Source organism: Rickettsiella endosymbiont of Xylota segnis (assembly GCF_964019545.1).
In the GTDB taxonomy this organism is placed as follows: domain Bacteria; phylum Pseudomonadota; class Gammaproteobacteria; order Diplorickettsiales; family Diplorickettsiaceae; genus Aquirickettsiella.
This window is the reverse complement of the sequence record NZ_OZ026451.1, coordinates 670,200-689,054: the sequence shown is the minus strand read 5'-3', so window position 1 is coordinate 689,054 and position 18,855 is coordinate 670,200. Positions and strand designations below refer to the sequence as shown.

At 35.0% G+C, this 18,855-nt stretch carries 11 protein-coding genes and 1 tRNA gene; 5 read left to right on the top strand and 7 right to left on the bottom strand.

What is annotated here, in order from left to right; genetic code table 11:
* Nucleotides 1-44: 44 nt before the first annotated feature.
* From AACL18_RS03145 to AACL18_RS03135, 3 genes are all read right to left on the bottom strand, one after another.
* On the bottom strand, nt 45-602 hold the full coding sequence (locus tag AACL18_RS03145) for an orotate phosphoribosyltransferase (RefSeq protein WP_339051355.1): 558 nt from the start codon (nt 600-602) through the stop codon (nt 45-47).
* Nucleotides 580-3,204 (bottom strand): DNA gyrase subunit A, encoded by a 2,625-nt coding sequence (gyrA, locus tag AACL18_RS03140; RefSeq protein ID WP_339051354.1) that lies wholly within the window; start codon nt 3,202-3,204, stop codon nt 580-582. The genes AACL18_RS03145 and gyrA overlap by 23 nt, the downstream gene beginning before the upstream one ends.
* 126 nt (nt 3,205-3,330) lie before the next feature.
* Complete coding sequence (locus AACL18_RS03135; protein WP_339051353.1) at nt 3,331-3,654, bottom strand: hypothetical protein; 324 nt, start codon at nt 3,652-3,654, stop codon at nt 3,331-3,333.
* 763 nt (nt 3,655-4,417) lie between these two features.
* Here AACL18_RS03135 and AACL18_RS03130 point away from each other — a divergent pair.
* From AACL18_RS03130 to AACL18_RS03110, 5 genes are all read left to right on the top strand, one after another.
* Nucleotides 4,418-6,811, top strand: a complete 2,394-nt coding sequence (locus AACL18_RS03130; RefSeq protein WP_339051351.1) for an Rne/Rng family ribonuclease — start codon at nt 4,418-4,420, stop codon at nt 6,809-6,811.
* A gap of 815 nt (nt 6,812-7,626) precedes the next feature.
* Complete coding sequence (locus tag AACL18_RS03125) at nt 7,627-11,172, top strand: hypothetical protein (RefSeq protein WP_339051349.1); 3,546 nt, start codon at nt 7,627-7,629, stop codon at nt 11,170-11,172.
* Nucleotides 11,173-11,393: 221 nt separating this feature from the next.
* Nucleotides 11,394-12,383, top strand: coding sequence for an LD-carboxypeptidase (locus AACL18_RS03120; RefSeq protein WP_339051347.1), 990 nt, complete (start codon nt 11,394-11,396; stop codon nt 12,381-12,383).
* Nucleotides 12,384-12,430: 47 nt separating this feature from the next.
* Nucleotides 12,431-13,246, top strand: coding sequence for a M15 family metallopeptidase (locus tag AACL18_RS03115; protein WP_339051346.1), 816 nt, complete (start codon nt 12,431-12,433; stop codon nt 13,244-13,246).
* A 117-nt stretch (nt 13,247-13,363) separates the two neighbouring features.
* Nucleotides 13,364-14,182 carry an alpha/beta fold hydrolase gene (locus AACL18_RS03110; RefSeq protein ID WP_422395901.1) on the top strand — a complete coding sequence of 273 codons (819 nt, stop codon included), beginning with the start codon at nt 13,364-13,366 and terminating at the stop codon, nt 14,180-14,182.
* A 10-nt stretch (nt 14,183-14,192) separates the two neighbouring features.
* Here AACL18_RS03110 and AACL18_RS03105 read toward each other — a convergent pair whose 3' ends face one another.
* The 4 genes from AACL18_RS03105 to AACL18_RS03090 all read right to left on the bottom strand — a co-directional run bounded on the left by AACL18_RS03105 (nt 14,193) and on the right by AACL18_RS03090 (nt 18,612).
* The gene (locus AACL18_RS03105; protein ID WP_339051342.1) at nt 14,193-15,011 is read right to left on the bottom strand and encodes an HAD family acid phosphatase; all 819 of its coding nucleotides are present in this window, start codon (nt 15,009-15,011) and stop codon (nt 14,193-14,195) included.
* 377 nt (nt 15,012-15,388) lie between these two features.
* On the bottom strand, nt 15,389-16,606 hold the full coding sequence (locus AACL18_RS03100; protein WP_339051340.1) for a terpene synthase family protein: 1,218 nt from the start codon (nt 16,604-16,606) through the stop codon (nt 15,389-15,391).
* 76 nt (nt 16,607-16,682) lie between these two features.
* Nucleotides 16,683-18,266, bottom strand: coding sequence for a cytochrome P450 (locus AACL18_RS03095; RefSeq protein ID WP_339051339.1), 1,584 nt, complete (start codon nt 18,264-18,266; stop codon nt 16,683-16,685).
* Nucleotides 18,267-18,536: 270 nt separating this feature from the next.
* Nucleotides 18,537-18,612: transfer RNA gene (locus AACL18_RS03090), tRNA-Ala, on the bottom strand.
* Between the last annotated feature and the right edge of the window lie 243 nt (nt 18,613-18,855).

The window sequence follows — 18,855 nt, the reverse complement described above, 5'->3', positions numbered from 1 at the left end:
TAAGCTTAATTTTTATCGATCATTTTGATAATTAAACAAATAAATCAAGCATGGAGCTCAGTAAGCTCAGATAAAGTGTAGACGCTATGTAGTTGATAACCTGCGGCGAACAACGCTTCTTTGCCACCTTGTTGTCTATCGACTAACACAACAATATCTTTTACTTGTAAGCCCTGTTTTTTTAAAGAATCTGCTACCTGTAGCACACTGCCGCCAGTAGTCACGACGTCTTCAATAATTAAACAGTCTTGACCCGATTTGAAAACACCTTCGATTTGTTTTTTTGTCCCATAATTTTTAGTTTCCTTACGACACATCAACATCGGTAGGTTTTGCTCAAGCGAAATAGCGGTAGCCATCGGCAATGCCGTATAAGGCACACCACATAACAAACTCGGTTTTAAATGTTTTATTTTATCCCACAATGCCTTAGCAATATTGAGTAATAGAGGTGGGTAAGAAATAATTTCACGACAATCGATATATATAGGTGAAATTTCACCACTACGTAAGGTAAATTCACCCCATTTAATCACACCAATATTAATTAATGCACCAAGTAAGGTTTGTTTTTCCACACTAAGCTTCGGATGAGTTGTCATTATTATTAGTTTTTTCAGCCGCTAAATGGATCAAGCTATCCGTTTGCTCTGGATCGTTTGTTAAGTCTTCTTCGATACGTTCTAAGCCAACTAAGGTTTCACCCTCATTCAATCGTATCAAACGTACACCTTGTGAATGGCGGCCGGCGACACGAATTTCAGAAACACGTGTACGCACTAAGGTCGCTTTATTGGTAATGAGCATCACTTCATCGGCAGGCAATACTTGTACAGCGGCTACGACATTACCATTACGTTCTGTTGTTTTAATAGCGACGACACCACTACCACCACGACTCGTTAAACGATGTTCAGGAACAGGCGTGCGTTTACCATAACCATGACTGGTTGCCGTTAAGATTAACCCTTCGGGCTTAGCAATGATTAAAGAAATAACCTGTTGACCTTCTTGTAATTTGACACCTCTTACACCACAGGCGGTACGACCCATACATCGCACTTTACTTTCATTAAAACGAATTACCTTACCCGCATTGGTAAACAATAAAACATCTTGTTGACCATCGGTTAACGCAACACCTACTAAACGATCCCCTTCGCGTAAATCAATCGCAATAATACCGTCGTTACGCGGTCTAGAAAAGTCAATTAAGCTGGTTTTTTTTGTTGTGCCATTGGCTGTTGCCATAAAAATGAAATGTTCAGCACTATAATTCTGTATAGGTAATACCGCATTAATTCGTTCATTCTCACCTAAGGGTAATAAATTAACGATGGGTCGGCCTTTAGCGATACGACTGCCTTCAGGTAATTTATACACTTTTAGCCAATAGACTTTACCGGCACTAGAAAAACACAATAAGGTGGCATGTGTATTAGCAATTAACAAATGTTCAATAAAATCTTCTTCTTTTACATCACCAGAAGATTTTCCTCGACCACCACGACGTTGTGCTTGGTAAACATCTAAGCTTTGTCGTTTGACATAGCCTTCATGCGATAATGTCACTACCACATCTTCGGCAGGAATCAAATCTTCTTCATTAATTTCAGCATCCACACTGATAATTTCGGTACGCCTTGGATCAGCAAATTCTTCTTTAATCGCCATCAGTTCATCATGAATAACCTGACATAAACGTTCGGGTTGATTTAAAATATCTAATAAATCAACAATAATATCTAACTGATCGCGATATTCCTTTAAAATTTTCTCTTGTTCAAGACCCGTTAAACGATGTAAACGCAACTCTAATATCGCTTGTGCCTGTTCGGGTGATAATCGATAAATATTTTCACCTTTTTTTACACCATATTCATTAGCTGCATCTAGCGTTAATTGTGTCTCTAGCAAATCGGTTTTAGTGAGCATCTCAGCTACCATACCTAATTGCCAATGTTGCGCTAACAGTTGAGCTTTAGCATCTGCTGGATCCTTTGCCGCTTTAATTAATGCGATCATCGGATCAATGTTCACTAAGGCAATACCTAAACCTTCTAAAATATGCGCACGTTCTCGCGCTTTACGTAATTCAAAAATGGTGCGGCGCGTTACCACTTCACGTCGATGCGCCAAAAATTCGGTAATTAATTGTTTGAGATTGAGTAAAACGGGTCTGCCATCGACCAAAGCCACCATATTAATACCAAACGTGACTTGTAATTGCGTTTGAGCAAATAAATTATTCAATAACACATCAACGTTCTCACCACGTCGGACTTCGATGACCATACGCATACCGTCTTTGTCGGATTCATCGCGTAATGCGGTAATCCCTTCAATGCGTTTTTCTTTTACCAATTCAGCAATTTTCTCGATGAGTTTTGCTTTATTTACTTGATAAGGAAGCTCGGTCACAATAATTCGTTGTTTATTCGTTTTTTCATCTTGCTCGAGTTCGATTCTCGCTCGAACAAACACGCGTCCACGACCACTATGGTATGCTTCAAGAATCCCCTGCTTACCATAAATCAAACCTGCTGTAGGAAAATCAGGTCCTTTAATGAACTGCATTAAACATTCTATGGTCAATTCCGGATCGACTAGTAAAGCAACACAGGCATCGATAACTTCCGCGAGATTATGCGGTGGAATATTGGTCGCCATACCGACCGCGATACCTGAAGAACCATTAACGAGTAAGTTAGGAACTCGAGTGGGTAATACGGTAGGAATCTGCTCGGTTTCATCATAATTAGGCGCAAAGTCGACCGTTTCTTTAGCTAAATCCGCTAGTAAGGCATGTGCCAACTTTGACATACGAATTTCGGTATAACGCATCGAAGCGGCGGAATCGCCATCAACCGAACCAAAGTTACCTTGGCCATCAATCAACACAGAACGCATAGAAAAGGTTTGTGCCATACGCACAATCGTATCGTAAATCGCTCCATCACTATGCGGATGATATTTACCGATCACATCCCCCACCACACGGGCAGACTTTTTATGCGGCTTATTCCAATCATTGCCAAGTTCGCTCATGGCAAATAAAACTCGTCTATGCACGGGCTTTAAGCCATCTCGAACATCAGGCAACGCCCGGCCTACTATGACACTCATAGCATACGCCAGGTAGGACTGTTTTAATTCCTTCTCAACTGTTACCGAAATGATTTCATTAGCCGCTGATTCTGTCATAAAAACTCAAAGCCTATGATACATAAAATGAAAGCAGATGAAGGTCTTTTACCCTTCATCTGCAACAAATATAGTACCATAAAAGGCTTAAACTGGCAGCAGTTTTCAACGACCAGTACAATTATTTTACTTATTGTCCCCAGCTGCAGAATTAGCTGAATTATCATTATTCGCAGGTTCTTCGGGCGCTGCTGTACCTGCCGTTCCATTGTTAGATGTCGATGGCATAGCGGGCGCGGTCTCGCTAGGTGGTGTTTGCGTAGGTTCCACAGCTTGTGGATTGACCGGCATTTGCTGATCATCCGAGCTGGATGAGTTCGCAGGATTAGCCATCTGTTCTTGAACGGGCATGGCAGTATCTGACTGATCTCCTTGCTTATCAGAAGGCTGATGATTACAGCCGACTAACGCCGCCGTCAGCAGCATAGAAACCAAAAACTTCTTATACATAAGCAAAATTCCCCATCTAAAAAGTAGTGCAAAAAGCATTAAAGAACAATTTGTAAGTGAAGGACTGACAAAGCCCACTGACAAATCCATAGCCCATAGTAGAAGCCAACTTAAGCATAGCAAAACTTTCAAGTAAAACAAAATCTGATAAAAATTAGACTCTCACCCGGTTAAATCCGATGGTATGCAACCCTCCTCTTTTAATTGCCAACCCACTAAATACTGTTATAATAACCCCAGATTTAGTTTCCCGTGTCAGTTTATAGCTAGGGTTAACCCCCTCTTTCTTCTGACGCAAACAGAACGAAATGATAAGAAATCAACGTTTTGTAATTAGAGCTAACTAAAGTAAAAAATTTTAGTTTTTTATAAATTTAACTTATTTTTGGTAATAAATTTAAATCCAAAATGAGAGAATTAGTCCGGCTTCTTAAGTTTGCAACCTTTTATTTGGAATGATGTTCTTCCGATGCGAATTTTATGCTCAGTAATCATTAATATTATATGCATAAAAAAATACGGTATATTAAGAATATGCAAACCTATAATCTGTGTTAAAAATCAGATAGTTAAAACCTATGCTACTTAGCCTTATAGGCAAAGTAGCTTATGCAAGGAACCCTGTTGACGCACTCACCCTTTTTAAATTAATTAAGCGGTCATTGTTTCAGGTATTTAGTAACAGTTTTAATTTTTAACAACGATTATCGCGTTTTCAAATAAGCAAGCTTAGTTGAGCCTTCATACAAAATAGGATTCAACGATGCATAATGAAAAGAATCGAATATTGATCAATGCGAATCAACCTGGAGAAATCCGCGTTGCTTTGCTCGAAGAAAACAAGCTGTCCGACCTAGATATCGAATATAGTGGTCAAGAACAAAAAAAATCAAATATCTACAAAGGTAAAATTAGTCGCATAGAGCCTAGCTTAGAAGCAGCATTCATCGACTATGGCCCCGAACGGCATGGATTTTTACCCTTCAAAGAAATCATTCCCTCCTTCTTTAAATTCGAAAAATCGCAATCTATCCAATACCTCAAAAAAGTACTTGAGGGTCGTGAAGTGATGGTGCAAATTGAAAAAGAAGAACGTGGCAATAAAGGAGCAGCGTTAACAACTTACATTACCCTCCCTGGTAGTTACTTAGTGCTGATGCCAAATAATCCCGGCGCAGGTGGTATTTCACGTCGCATTGAAGGAGAAGAACGGCGTGAAATGCAAGATTTACTCAGTCAAATGGAACTTTCAGAGGATATGGGACTTATTCTACGCACCGCTGGCGTGGGTAGAGAATTCTACGAACTACAAAATGATTTGAATTTGCTTATTCAACAATGGAATGCCATACAAAAAGCATATAATGAGCGTTCTGCTCCTTTCCTTATTTTTCAAGAAGGCGATTTGATCACCCGTTCGATACGTGACTATTTAAGACGTGATATTGACGAAATTATTATTGATGACAAAAAAATATTCGAGAAAATTAAGAATTACATCGAGCAAATTCGACCTGATTTTGTATCACGAATTACGCTTTATCAAAATTCTATTCCCTTATTTATGTATTTTGATATTGAAGAAGCGGTTGAATCGGCATTTAAGCGTAAAATAGAACTTCCGTCAGGTGCCACCATCGTTATCGATCGCACCGAAGCCTTAGTTTCCATTGATATTAATTCAGGTAAATCTACCAAAAATGAAGATATTGAAGAAACTGCGGTCACTACCAATCTAGAAGCGGCTAAAGAAATAGCGCATCAATTGCGTGTACGTGATTTAGGCGGTTTAATTGTCATTGATTTTATCGATATGAACTCAGAAGACAATCAACGTAAAGTAGAAAATTGCTTACGTTTGGCCACTAAAAAAGATCGCGCGCGCATACAAATCGGTCGAATATCGCCATTTGGGTTATTAGAAATGTCTCGACAGCGCTTACGCCATTCTCTAGGAAAGGCCAATGAAACCTTATGTTCACGATGTAATGGAGAAGGAACAGTACGCACCATCGAATCATTAAGCTTATCTTTACTCCGTTCAATTGAAAAAGAAGCCTTGAAAAAATCGACACAGCAAATACGCGTCGAAATACCTGTGGATATGGCTACTTATCTGATTAATGAAAAACGTGCGGCTAGAGAACAGATTGAACAACGTTATAAAATAAATATATTATTAATACCTAATCCGTATTGGCAATCTCCACACTATAAAATTACTGGTCAAGGTAAAAACATTAATCTACAGGCTAGTGAAAATGCTAGCTATCAAATGTTAGATAAATCTTGCGTAGAATCTTCGCTATCTTATAGCTCGCCAGTCATTAAGCCAGTAGAAATCCCAGCGGTTAAACCACTTACTTTTGCGATTAGCAAAAATAAACCTAAAACTCAATTAGGTCTATTAAGTCGACTGCTTGGTATGTTAAAAGATCTCAGTAAAACTAAAGAGCTTAGTAAAAACTCTGTGAAAAAAGAACTAGCTACTGCTCCAATACACAATCATTCTAATAATACTCCGCACCGACACCCCCCAGAAAAACGTTATTCAAAAGCAAATCGTAATAACCGACTTCGCAATCACCGCCGTGATGACAGACGCGATAAAGAAGGAGAAGGTGGCAGCGAAGGTGGTGGCGGACAGCAGCACCCGCATAATGGCAGCAAGACATCACAAAATCGCTATAACAAACATCATCAACAGCGTTATGAGTCAGCGCCGCATCAACAACAAAGCACACATCATCATAATAAACCTGTCTCTGCTCCTATTGCTGGGGCATCAGAAAGAAAACCAGTACCCAATAAGAGACGACAACATTCAGAAAGATCGGCAATAAAACAGGAACATAAAATAAATACTCAAGTCATTCGAGAAGAAAATACCCGCTCAACGCCTAAGCCCATGTTAAATAACACGGAAAGAAAAGCCGTTATTCCACCACGATCTGTGGAACAATCTGCGCCTAGCATAGAAAAAAACCCCGTTGCTGAGCAAGTAACTAACACTGCTAACGTGAACTCTAGCAAACAGACTACTATTACTAGTAATCCATCCACACAACGTCGCAATACACGACGTTATGGTGGAGAACCCAAATTACGTCATCGTACCTATAGTCATTATGAACAGGATCAAAAAACTAAAAATTAATCCGACTAACATTATTTTATCTCAAATTGTCCATTGTAAAAAATACCAATGGAAATATGTAAAGGGGTTTCAGAAATCTTAAATAAGAAATTAAGGCCAATACAACAGACAACGTTTAGTGATAGATACCCTACTTTATCAAGGAAATTGTACTGTTGTTGCTGTTATTACCGGTTCTAGATTTACATAATGAAAAGCCTTAAGGGTATGCCGCTAAATGCAGCGCATTACCTTACATTAGATTGAAAATAATTTTCAACCATACAATTTCCATACTTTCTCCAATAAAAATATTGATAAGCTCGCACAAGAAAAAATTAAACATTTTAGATGGAATGTTGCGTTAATTTTCCAAGAAAGAAACGACATTACATTTGGAATTTGAAACACTGCAGCAATGATCAGAAAAAGCCATAGCAAGAACAATTCCTATTATCTTAGGCTTATACGCTGTCATCACTCTCATCGTTATCAATTTAAAAATTCATGTAAAACTTTTCACTAACAACGCTTGAAATATTAAAATGATTTGCCACATTTCCTGTTTTTTTTCCTGAGACGCTTTCTGAGCATTCAAGTTGTTCCTTGTAACTTTTTAAAAATCACCAAAGTCGAATTTAAGCTAAATTAAAGGGTTTAATGTTAATATTAAACGTCTGACTAAAAATTATTATAAAGGAAATCATAATGAAATATTTCATTGCTATCGATTGTTCGGATTCTACCTACTATACAGATAATGCGCAATATTGGTCTACTGTAAAAGATTATTTAATTAAGTTGTCAAAGAAAAATTCAGATGCATCCTGCATTTTATGGGATTCCATAATTCAAGAAGAGATTTCAATAATCCAATTATTAACCATTTGCAAGAGCAACCCAATTTTAAATATAAAAAAGATGGTGGTGGAACTTATCCATCATGTTTTATTAAAAAATTACCCCGCGACGAAACAGGAATTATTCTAACTATTATCAATGATGGTCAAGTTAGTAATAATGAAGTTAAAAAATGTGAAGACTTATTAAATGAAAACAAAATTAAATTTAGTGACTTAAATGTTTTTTATATTGGTCCAGAAGATAAAATGAATTTATCTGTAGTTGCCTCTTTTTTAAGAGGAGAACGCATTTCAGAAAAAGGAATGGTTTACAATCAATATATAAATGATAGCTATAAAAACTACTTTTTCGTACATCCAATTAGGGAATTGAAAAAATATTTTGATAATCTAACACTTTTCCTTAAGGAAGCTGATAAGTTAGCAGAGAAATTTGATCTGCAAAATTTGGGCCGTACTAATCAAAATAAAATTTTCCGGGATGAATTAGCTAAATTAAAAAATAACTTGTTAGATTTTATTCTCAAGAAAGATAAAAATATAGAGAAAACAAATCCAGAAAACATCGAAAAAATATTAAAAAATTTAAAGGAAAGTAAAGATACAGATGCAATTAATAATCTAAATAATTTAATAGATAATAATCAAAATTTGGCATTAGAATTAGATACTGCATTTAAAAAACTTTTTGTTGCTCTTGATAGAAAAGACGGTTACAACTTTAACCGCAATGTTTCCAATACGCACACTATGACTACTACGGTTCAAGAAGTACCTATTAATGAATTAAGCACAGCGTTAGCAAAAAAAGAAACTACTGTCTATGTTTGTCCTATAACCTTAAATGTAGATGTTCCCATTTTACCTGCTAGGAACGTTTTGCAAAAAACCAAAACCCCAAATCCATCTACTTGCGATACAAAAGATCAGCTTGGTCCAAAATACTATGCAGCTCTGGATAATTCTATTATAAGAGATTTAATTTTAAAGCGTTTTAAGCAAGAAAATTTTCCCTTAAAAGAAGAAATTTCCAAAGATAAACTTTTAAAGTTATTCGAACAAGACAAGCATGCTAAAAGATTAGTTTCATCGAAGGCTTCTGCTATAGATGAATTTATTCAACGATTTAAAACTTTTTATTTAAATAATCCCATAGCATTTTTATATGATAATGATTTGGTAAAGCAAATCGAATACCGTTTAGATAATATTATAGGCTTGGATACTATTCATTTTATATTAGACAAGAGTGATAACAATAATGATAAGAACAATTTTATATCGCCTACTACTAATCAGCGGATTTCATCTTTTATATCACCATCTAATGTAGCTTCACATATAAAAAATACTCATTACGCAATAACTGATCTCTTTTTTGGGGAACAAACCTGTTATGGTGAGCGATCTTTATGGCTAGCCATTTTATATCTGATTATAAAAAAACAAGAACGATTTAATGCTCCACTTACTGAATATCAAGATCCTAATGATAGTGTTAAGACTAACGAAAAAAGTTTTGCATTAGCATTAAAAGAAAGAGTTATCGATCAATTGTGCACTGATGAAACCAATCTTACATTATCTAATTTACCAGAACACGGCCCTATTCTAAAGGTCCCTGTTGCATTAGCTTTGTGGTATTGTGTGAGAAGTCCACAATTTATTAAAGATTTTCGTCATAATCGATTAAGATCGATAGGTACAAAGTATCATTTAGAGCTATTAGACGAATTAAACTTCCCTTACGATAAAGAATGGACTATACATCAATTAGCACGATACAAATTATTTGCTTGGATGATGGATCTCGCTAAAGAAGATCCGAAAAAATCAGAAAATTGGCTGCGTTCTTTTTATCAAAAATCCATTAACTGTGATGGGACTTTGGTTTTCTTAGATGGTGTTGCTGACTATGACTTGAACACACTTAAAATTGGAATTTTCGAAAATAATGGTTATGATACCAAAGGCTCTCCTACTTTCTTCATCAATGAAGAAGATCAAAAAAATAAAATAGTGCAAAATACTCATTTTATTGATGCTTTGTCCCCAGCAGAAGTATTCGCACTTTACAAATTAGTGGATACCACTAAAAAAACAGAAGATATAGATATCGATTCTCGAATAGACAACTTACTCGAGGATCAATCATTAATTAATTCGCAATTACCCAAGCCAGAAACTCATTACAATCTTGAATATAGCCGTATTAAATCAATAGAAGATGATCCTACTCAAGTTTGTCCTTTTACCTTACGTCCTTACAGAGACGCAAACTCACTAGAAAATTCAATCAAGACATTTGGTCTCGAGGAAAAACAACTTTTTGCTTATAAATACTTTAGTAATTTTGTAAAACAGTTTAAAAAATTTCCAACCACCCATGAATTGTTAATTTATATGGCAGAAAAGCAATCCAAAAAAGCAGATTCAAAAAATACCTTGCCCGCTACAGATATTAATTTTGCTGAGTTAATAACAAATATAATAAGTAAGTTTAAAGAAGCGATGGCGCAACTTTTATTAAACAAAGATAAGCTTCAAAACATTCTTAATGTGTCACCACTAATTAAACAATCAAAAAAAGATGAGTTTAAATTTATTTTTAATGAGTTTAATGGCTTAGCTAAACAATCAAACATAGAACTTCGTGAGGAAAAAGAAATAGCACATCAACCAGAAAAGATTAAAGATTCCAAAGAAGCCAATAGTCCTTCTAACCCCTTTGAGATAAACATTGATAAAATAATAGAACTTCTTGAGAAAAATAAGATAGTCCTCCAACCAGAGGATATTACACTCATTAGAAATAACAAAACTGTTGCATGCCAAAAATTTGGTAAATTTGAGATTGAAATTTTAGATGGAATTATGAAACTTCTTAACCAAAAAAATGCGACACTTCAACCAAAAGATATTCAAACCATCCTAGCTATCATAAAAACTAAACCTTGTGGGTACCAAAAATGTGATAAATATAAGATTGAAATTTTCGAAAACATGTTGGAGCTTCTTAAGCAGAATGAGATAGCCCTTCAACTAGAAGATATTCACACCATCCAAGCTATCATAAACACTGTTACTACTAGCCGAAGAAAATTTAATGAGTTCAAGATTGACATTGTAGAACAAGTAACGAAATTTCTTAAGCAAAAGGGGGTTCAACCAGAAGCTATTCAAGCACTTAAAAAAAGCAAGACAACTGCATCCAAAAAAATTGTTCAGCCTGAATTAATCAATGAAAATAATGAGATTTGCTTGTTTAATAGAATAACGATGTTTTTTAAGCAAGGAGGATGTAGCGAACTTCGCAAACAATTGGAAAAAGCTGGAAAAGAATTTTCAAAAATTCAATCTACTTCGAAAGATGAGCCTTCATCCTTGTTTTTTAATCAAAGAAGAGGTAATGAACTTGGAAATCAATTGGAAAAAGCTGAAGAATCAATTCCAAAAAACCAAAGTACTTTGGAAAAAGAACTTTTATCCATGCAAAATACTTATAGAAAGGCTTCATAAACAATAATTTGCCTTCATTAAGTATTGTTGCTAAATTCTAAAGTCACTGAGAAAGGCATGGGATAGAATTCCATGCTTTTCTGTCAATAATATTTATGGTTAACTAGGAATAAGTTAATAAAGTCGGCAAGAAAAATTTTCATTAAAAAATTTACTGTAAAAAATTTTATTATAATTTAGAGAAAAGCTGATAACTAAGTTACAGCAATTTAAGGTAAACGATGTTAAAAAAAATAATTTTTCTTTTTACTGCGTTAAGTTTAAGTGTTGCTAACCCTATTTTAGCAAAGACCTATCGTAGCGTAGCGCTGATTTCGAGTTCTACGCAATACAACGAAGATAATATTGAGCCCATCAAGCAAATACTTGAAAAGAAAGGCTATCTTGTTAACACAAAGTATTTAAATCAAGTCGTTTCAGATTTTGGTTATGTTAATACCGACCAAAGTCGCGCCAATGTTCTCATCGCTGCTTTATTAGATAAACAGACTGATATCCTGTGGATGGTACGTGGCGGCGCCGGCGCTATGAATTTGATTCCCGCATTATATGCAAATAAGGACTTGTTAAAAAAAACTAAACCTAAAATTATTGTTGGCTTTAGTGATGTCACTGCCATGCATTATTTTGTTAATACCATTTTAGGCTGGCCTTCAGTCCATGGTGTCGTCGCTGCTTATAATAAAGAAATGAGCAAACCCGATAGTGAAACCGCAACGATCAATGATCGAGAAAGTATTCCATGGATCAAAACGTTATTGACGCACGGCATTCTTTATAAAAATTTTATTCCTTTAAATCAGCCTGCTCTGCAACCGATACAAGGAAATTTATTAGGTGGCAATTTCACACTGATCCAATCTTTCTTTGCAACACGTTACGAACATGATTTTACTAACGACCTATTAATTTTAGAAGATACTGGCGTGAGTTTCAGGCAATTGGATCGTAGCTTGCATCAACTACTGTATAAAACTAATTTTAAACCCAAAGCGATTATCTTTGGTCAATTTTACCCTTTAGATCCTAGCGACGAGCAACGACTGATGTATAAAACGGTCATTGCAGCGTTTGCTAAAAAAACGACTATACCCGTTTACTACTATCCCTACTTTGGTCATGGTAGAGAAAATAAACCGTTTATTCTTGGCAGAGAAGCGACAATAAACTGCGCGCCGCAACAAGAATATTGTACGTTTAAACAAAAATAAATTTCTAATCCTGAATATTTTACTTAATAACAAGGGAATGCATCATTATGCTAAACAAAATATTAAAAATTTTTGGTGCATTGATTTTCTCAAACACACTGATTCTTCCCAGTATGGCTGCCATCCTGCCAATAAGCACAAAGCAATGTGAAAAAATGCAAGCTCAGCAGGTCATTACTAACAAAAATCCTATTCCCTGTGAACGCTTAAGAATCGTTAATTTCCCTATCATTAATTTTATAGGTCAAACAGATAAAGGCCAAGTCGTTGTACTCGATGTGTTAGCAAAGCATACCCAAATCATTTTTGATACGCTATATCATCGAAAATTCCCAATCAACAAAGCATTATTGATGGAAAAATATAACGGAGATGATAATGCGTCGATGAATGATAATAATACTTCTGCCTTTAATGGCCGACCGATAACCGGCGGTTCGGATTGGTCTTTACATGCCTATGGTGTTGCTATCGATATAAATCCATTACAAAATCCGTATGTTGCGTTTGACGCGCAAGGTCGTGCGACTATTTTACCTGCCCGATCTGCGCAGCAATCCATCAACCGTTTGAATTACCGACCCAAAAAACAGTTTCGTAGCGGCATGGCCGAAGATGCAATTGATATCTTGGCTGAAAATGGTTTTATTGGCTGGGGTGGCTATTGGAATTATCCGATTGATTATCAACATTTTGAAATAGGTAGTCGGAAATTTGTCCAGCAGTTAGTGAGTTTATGTCCCTATAAAGCACAGGAAGTCTTTGATCAATATGCGAAATCCTATATTAATTGTATAGCGAAAAGTTCAATCCATCCCCATGCCGCCGCACGTGCCGCTTGCGTAGCGAAGATTATTCAATAATAAAAAATTTAGAAAAATAATTGACCCTTTACCAAAAGCTTGCGAAAGTAACATTCGCAAGTGCATTTTTCTGTGCTTATTGATTCGCTACAGGAGTTTACTATGCGTTACATTCAAGTGGGCAAAGAAAATTCAGTTGACATCAACCTTTATTACAAAGATTGGGGAACCGGTCAAGCGATCGTATTTAGTCATGGTTGGCCGCTGAATGGTGATGCTTTTGAAGATCAAATGTTATTTCTTGCCGAGCACGGCTATCGGTGTATTGCACATGATCGTCGTGGTCATGGTCGTTCCAGCCAACCTTGGAAGGGTAATGATATGGATACGTACGCCGATGATCTAGCAAAATTAGTTACTGAACTTGCTCTTGAAAATGTCATTCATGTGGGTCATTCTACCGGTGGTGGTGAAATTGCGCGTTATATAGGTCGGCACGGAACAAACAGAGTAGCAAAAACTGTGCTTATTGGTTCAGTTACTCCGTTTATGCTAAAAACTGCCAGTAATCCTAATGGACTCGAAATGCAAGTATTTGATGATATACGCCACAATATATTAGCGGATCGTTCACAGTACTTCCAAGATTTTTCTGCGCCCTTCTATGGTGTAAATCGACCCGATGCCAAAGTTTCTCAGGGTCAGAGAGATACCTTCTGGTTACAAGGCATGCAAGCTGGGTTCAAAGCCGTCTTTGATTGTATCAAAGCATTTTCTGAAAGCGATTTTAGGGCTGATCTAAAAAAATTTGCTATACCCACTTTGATCATACACGGTGATGACGATCAAATCGTACCGATCAAAAATTCAGCATTACTTACAGCTAAACTTATCAAAGATTGCACATTAAAAATTTATTCAGGTGCCCCACACGGTTTATGCACAACGTTAAAAAACCAAGTTAATCAGGATCTATTGGCATTTCTTAAACAATAGCTAATGAAAATTATTTATAACGATTAGCTTGCCAACTACCATACAAAGGATTAGGTAAAATAAAATAACCCTGACCAAATTTATCGTATTGTGGTGCATTATCCGGTAAAGCATATTCTGCAACTTGCTTAAACTCAGGAAAATCTTGGATGTTATCACCAAAATAAGCAATCACTTGATGCGGTGGTAATTTATTAGACCAAACCATCTCATGCTCATCATAGCAGCCTTGTATTACTGCGTTAAAACGAGGATTTTTATCGGCTGGATGTTGTGATTGTTTATTATTGGCTAAAATAACTTGATCAAAAGTAACGTGCTGTTGTTTTAAATTATTAAGGGTGGCTTGCAAGGCGGTAATGCCAGATTTATCAATATAAGAACCATCCCGATTAGAAATCAAAGTCACATAACCACCTAATTGGTGCACCCATCGCGTAAATGCAACAACGCCGGGTAAAGCCACTGATTTTTGCGGAATAGTCACAAAATGCGAAAACTCTGCTGGCTTTTCAGCCAGGCTGGCACATTGATAAAAATACCAAGAATTATCTAAGGTTGTTTCATCAATATCCAAAATCACACCCCAGGTTTTGGCTTTAGGATGATGCTGTTCTACCCATTGTTTCACGTAAGCCGATCCAATGTTATACGCCTGTCGATAACTGGCTTTTTTTTCTGCCGAATCGCGATACCATTTGTCTGCTTGCTGTATTGAAGGATTTTTTTGCGTCGATGGCGCACAAACAATAACAAACTGATCCTTAGCGAAAACCAATTGAGCAACTAGAAGTAAACAGGCAGTTATGGCTATCAACAATTGTTTCATGTTTTTACTCAGTTATTAACTCGTTAAGATTTGATACGATCTCAACTAAAAGACTTTTAGTAGTTATAATTTATTTTTGCTTAAAAAGCTATGTCCGTAAGGTAATCTCTGAAAAATTTTGCACTGGTTCATTTTAATATCTAATAACAAAGAATTTATTCTAATATATAAATTTCTAATATATGATGTAGAAACCTTATTTCAGCATTCAGTTTAAATCACTTTAAATCCGTAATAAGCAGTATTGATTCGTAATTAAAAAAAAATGCAAAATCCCTTGGAACAAATTTATTTTAATAGAAAAAATAAGCCCCTATAATTATTGACACGATCAAGTTTATTGGAAAAATTAACTTTTTAATGAGTAAACTATCTATCTAATGCAATTTTGATGGGGTAAATAAAGAGGAAATACTTCCCAGATCTTGTCGACTTTTTAGAGGAAACTGAAAAAAGGTAGCTTTAGATAATGCCATCTCGGTAAGCTCGACAACATCAAAGACAATATTACCATAGCGTTTAGACTCCTTGTGCCCTTGTATATTCCCATCGACCATTTGAAAGGTGCTTTTTATAAATTTTTCTATATTCGGATCATCTTTAAATATTTCTTTCAATTCATTTGCGCTATCTTTAATTTTAATAATCAACTTATTTAATTTATTCAGTGTTTTATTGAATGCGGTCTGTAAAGAATATTTTTCCTGTTTTATAATAATCATATTAAATCTTTCTTCATTGGCTGCTTCCTTTTCTAAGGAAAAAATATCATTGACAAGGATCGTATGCAAACAAATTTCATTTCTGTATCTTATAAAAGCTGGGTGTAATCTTACCTCCTTAGAAAGACTTATGCCTCTAATCAAACTAATAACCTCTTGAGTAATATAAGCTCCTGAACTAAAATACCGAGTGTCTAGGTAATTTTCTTTGCGAAAAGGATGCAATTTTTCTTTTAAAAAATAATTTAATTCTAATTGCTGGCTCTGTAAATGCTGAATTAAAGCGTTGGTAAAAAAAGAAGTATCTAAATTAAATAGTCGTGCTTCTTGATGAAGACTAATTAAGAATTTACATAAAGGTGATAATAATTTGCAGTGAGCACATAGCGTCTGGTAATGAGTCTGCGAAGCCATATCGCTATTACCTTGAGCGAATTCAATAAGAATCTTTACAATTTTATTCAAATTTTCATCCGCTTTTACCTCTTCAAAAAAATCATCGATAGCAAATAAAGCTATTAAAAAATAGAAAAGAAATTTTAAATTTTCTATAGACTCATCAGGAATGAGTAATGAAGCAAATGTTAAAGCATTTAATTTACTAAAATTTTTATAAAAAAAATCTCCTTCTTCCATAAAACCTATTTTTGCAATTTCCTTTTTCCATATATATTTTTTCTCTGCTAATTCTTTTTCATTTTTTTCTAAAAAATTGTTTGGTAATAAAGGATTTAAGCATATAAAGTGCCCTTTTCTCTCTGCTCTTCCATATTTTGTGGTGATAAGCTCTCCCATGTCAAACTTTAAAACTATATTTTTTCCTATATTTTCATCTTGATCCGGAGATCCTTCTAGCCCATATTTTCTCATCATTAAATCCCTTATTAAAGTAATTATTTTTGTGAATTTTCCTATTTAATAAATTAACTACACCCATAAATTTTATCATTCAACTATGAAGTATACCGTTAGTTTTTTGCTCACAATCATCTGTTGAAACAAGCTGAATTTTAGTGAAAAACTTTGTTTTCACAATATTTTCTTTGATTGAACTTGGAAAATAGTTATCAATAACCTCTATATGATGTTTCCTATAAATGGAGGTTAAAAATAATTTAATGGTTTGTATCGAAAATTTTTGGCCAATACAGTTATGAGTGCCAATTCCAAAAGCTAGGTACGATCCAGATTCTATTTTATATTTATTGTCTTTAGCAAATCTTTCTGGGATAAATTGTTCCGGTTTTTTAAAAAATTGGACTAAACGGTGAGTAATATAAGGAGAAATAAGAATTTGATCCCCTTTAAACAAGGGTAATCCACCTACTGAGAAATTATCTTCAACTATACGTGGTAAAAGAATACGGGATGTTGGATATAATCTTAAAGATTCATTTATAACCATGTCTAAGTATTCTATTTTATTAACATTTTCTATACTTATCGTAAGCTCTCCTAAAGATTCATTAATGGCCTTTCGTAGTTTTTTTTCTTTTTCTGGATGGGCCGCTAATAGTTTGATAATAAAAAGTAAAGATGTTGCAATTCCTTGCCGTGCCGCCAGTATAGATAAACCACTATCAGCAGCAACCTCTTTCATAAATTCTAAAGGATTTTTATCCGCTTCGGCTTCGGCTTCGGCTTCCCACAGGGATTTAAGAAAATTGTTCGTGTTTCGCAGACTATCCAAGAAGGGGTAAAATATCTGTTGAAAATCGCTTTTAAATTTTAAGCGTATTTTGCTAAAATCAACGGGATTTTTATTATTTAAAAATAAATAAATAAGTGTTTTTGAAATATTGATTAAAAAATTATTTTTGTGCGTTATATGCTTAGCTACGTCATTAATACAGGAAGATAACTCGTCTAGTTTTATAGAAAAATCGGATGAGGCATTTGTTAAGCGCTCTAATATAACCAACAATCCCAAATCATTAAGTAAAAGCTTAATATCCTCGGTATAACTACCAGAAGATTGTATTTGATGAAAAAATCTATCTATTAAATCAAGTGTGTAAAGCTCAGATTGTTCAAGAAATTTTTTTTCAAAAAAATATTTTTTGTATAACTTTCTTTTTTCTAACCATTTAATCTTGTCTTTGGTTGCTATATTTTGTCCAAGTACAGAAGTTAAAATTTCTCTATTTGGAGAAACTTTATATTTATTTTTTACCAAACACTCATTAATATGATCTGGTTTTGTAATCACAAGAATAAGCTTGTTCGTTATCCAAAAATAGCACATACCGGAAACATGATGTGTAGCAAGCCAACCAGCTTGCTCTATAACATTCCATGCTTGTTCTTCTGTCGAAAAGTCTTTTAATTTGCCTACGATGGGATTACCCGATAATCGCGGTATTCCTATGTATCGGTAACCTGTAAAAAAAGAAAAATTTATTGGCGAATGGTTATAAAAATATTTGATTTTCTGAAAAAAAAATTCTGACGTTTTTGGATGATACGTATCTGTTTGAGTAGTAGAAGTGTTAGAATATTTTTTTAATAGATTTGTTTTATAGGAGTCTAACATAAAATTCCATTTTATTATCTGTTTAGTTTTCCTTTTGACAGTGAATTAAATTTTTTTATTTCTTAAATTATTATTGCTTACACAGGGTATCGTATTTTTAAACTAAAAAAAGTATTTTATTTTAAATAAGATCGTCTTCAGGAAATAAGTTAAATTTTACGAACAATAAGATTAATCCTTGCCACCAACTAGCGTTATACCAAGGTATAGTTCCTGCAAAAATTTTGTGAGCATGTTCAAAAAACATTAAGCAGAGCGTGTTGTGTGATTTGGTGGAGCTAAGCGGGATCGAACCGCTGACCTCTTACATGCCATGCAAGCGCTCTCCCAGCTGAGCTATAGCCCCGTGCTCTGCATTTTACCCAAGCGTTCAATCCTGTCAACTGTGAGTTGAGTATCGCTTTGCTTAATAGGAGAATTTTAAGTTAACTTTATAATGTCCATAGGATAGACATAAGGCAATGCGGCGACTACCTGGCCCTCGTAAAAAGTTTGAGCTATTCCTACGAATTTAGTATCAGTGATAAGATTAAATTTAGACTTACGCGAAGTTGGAATTGGGAAGTGAATACGAGAGTCTAGTTAATAA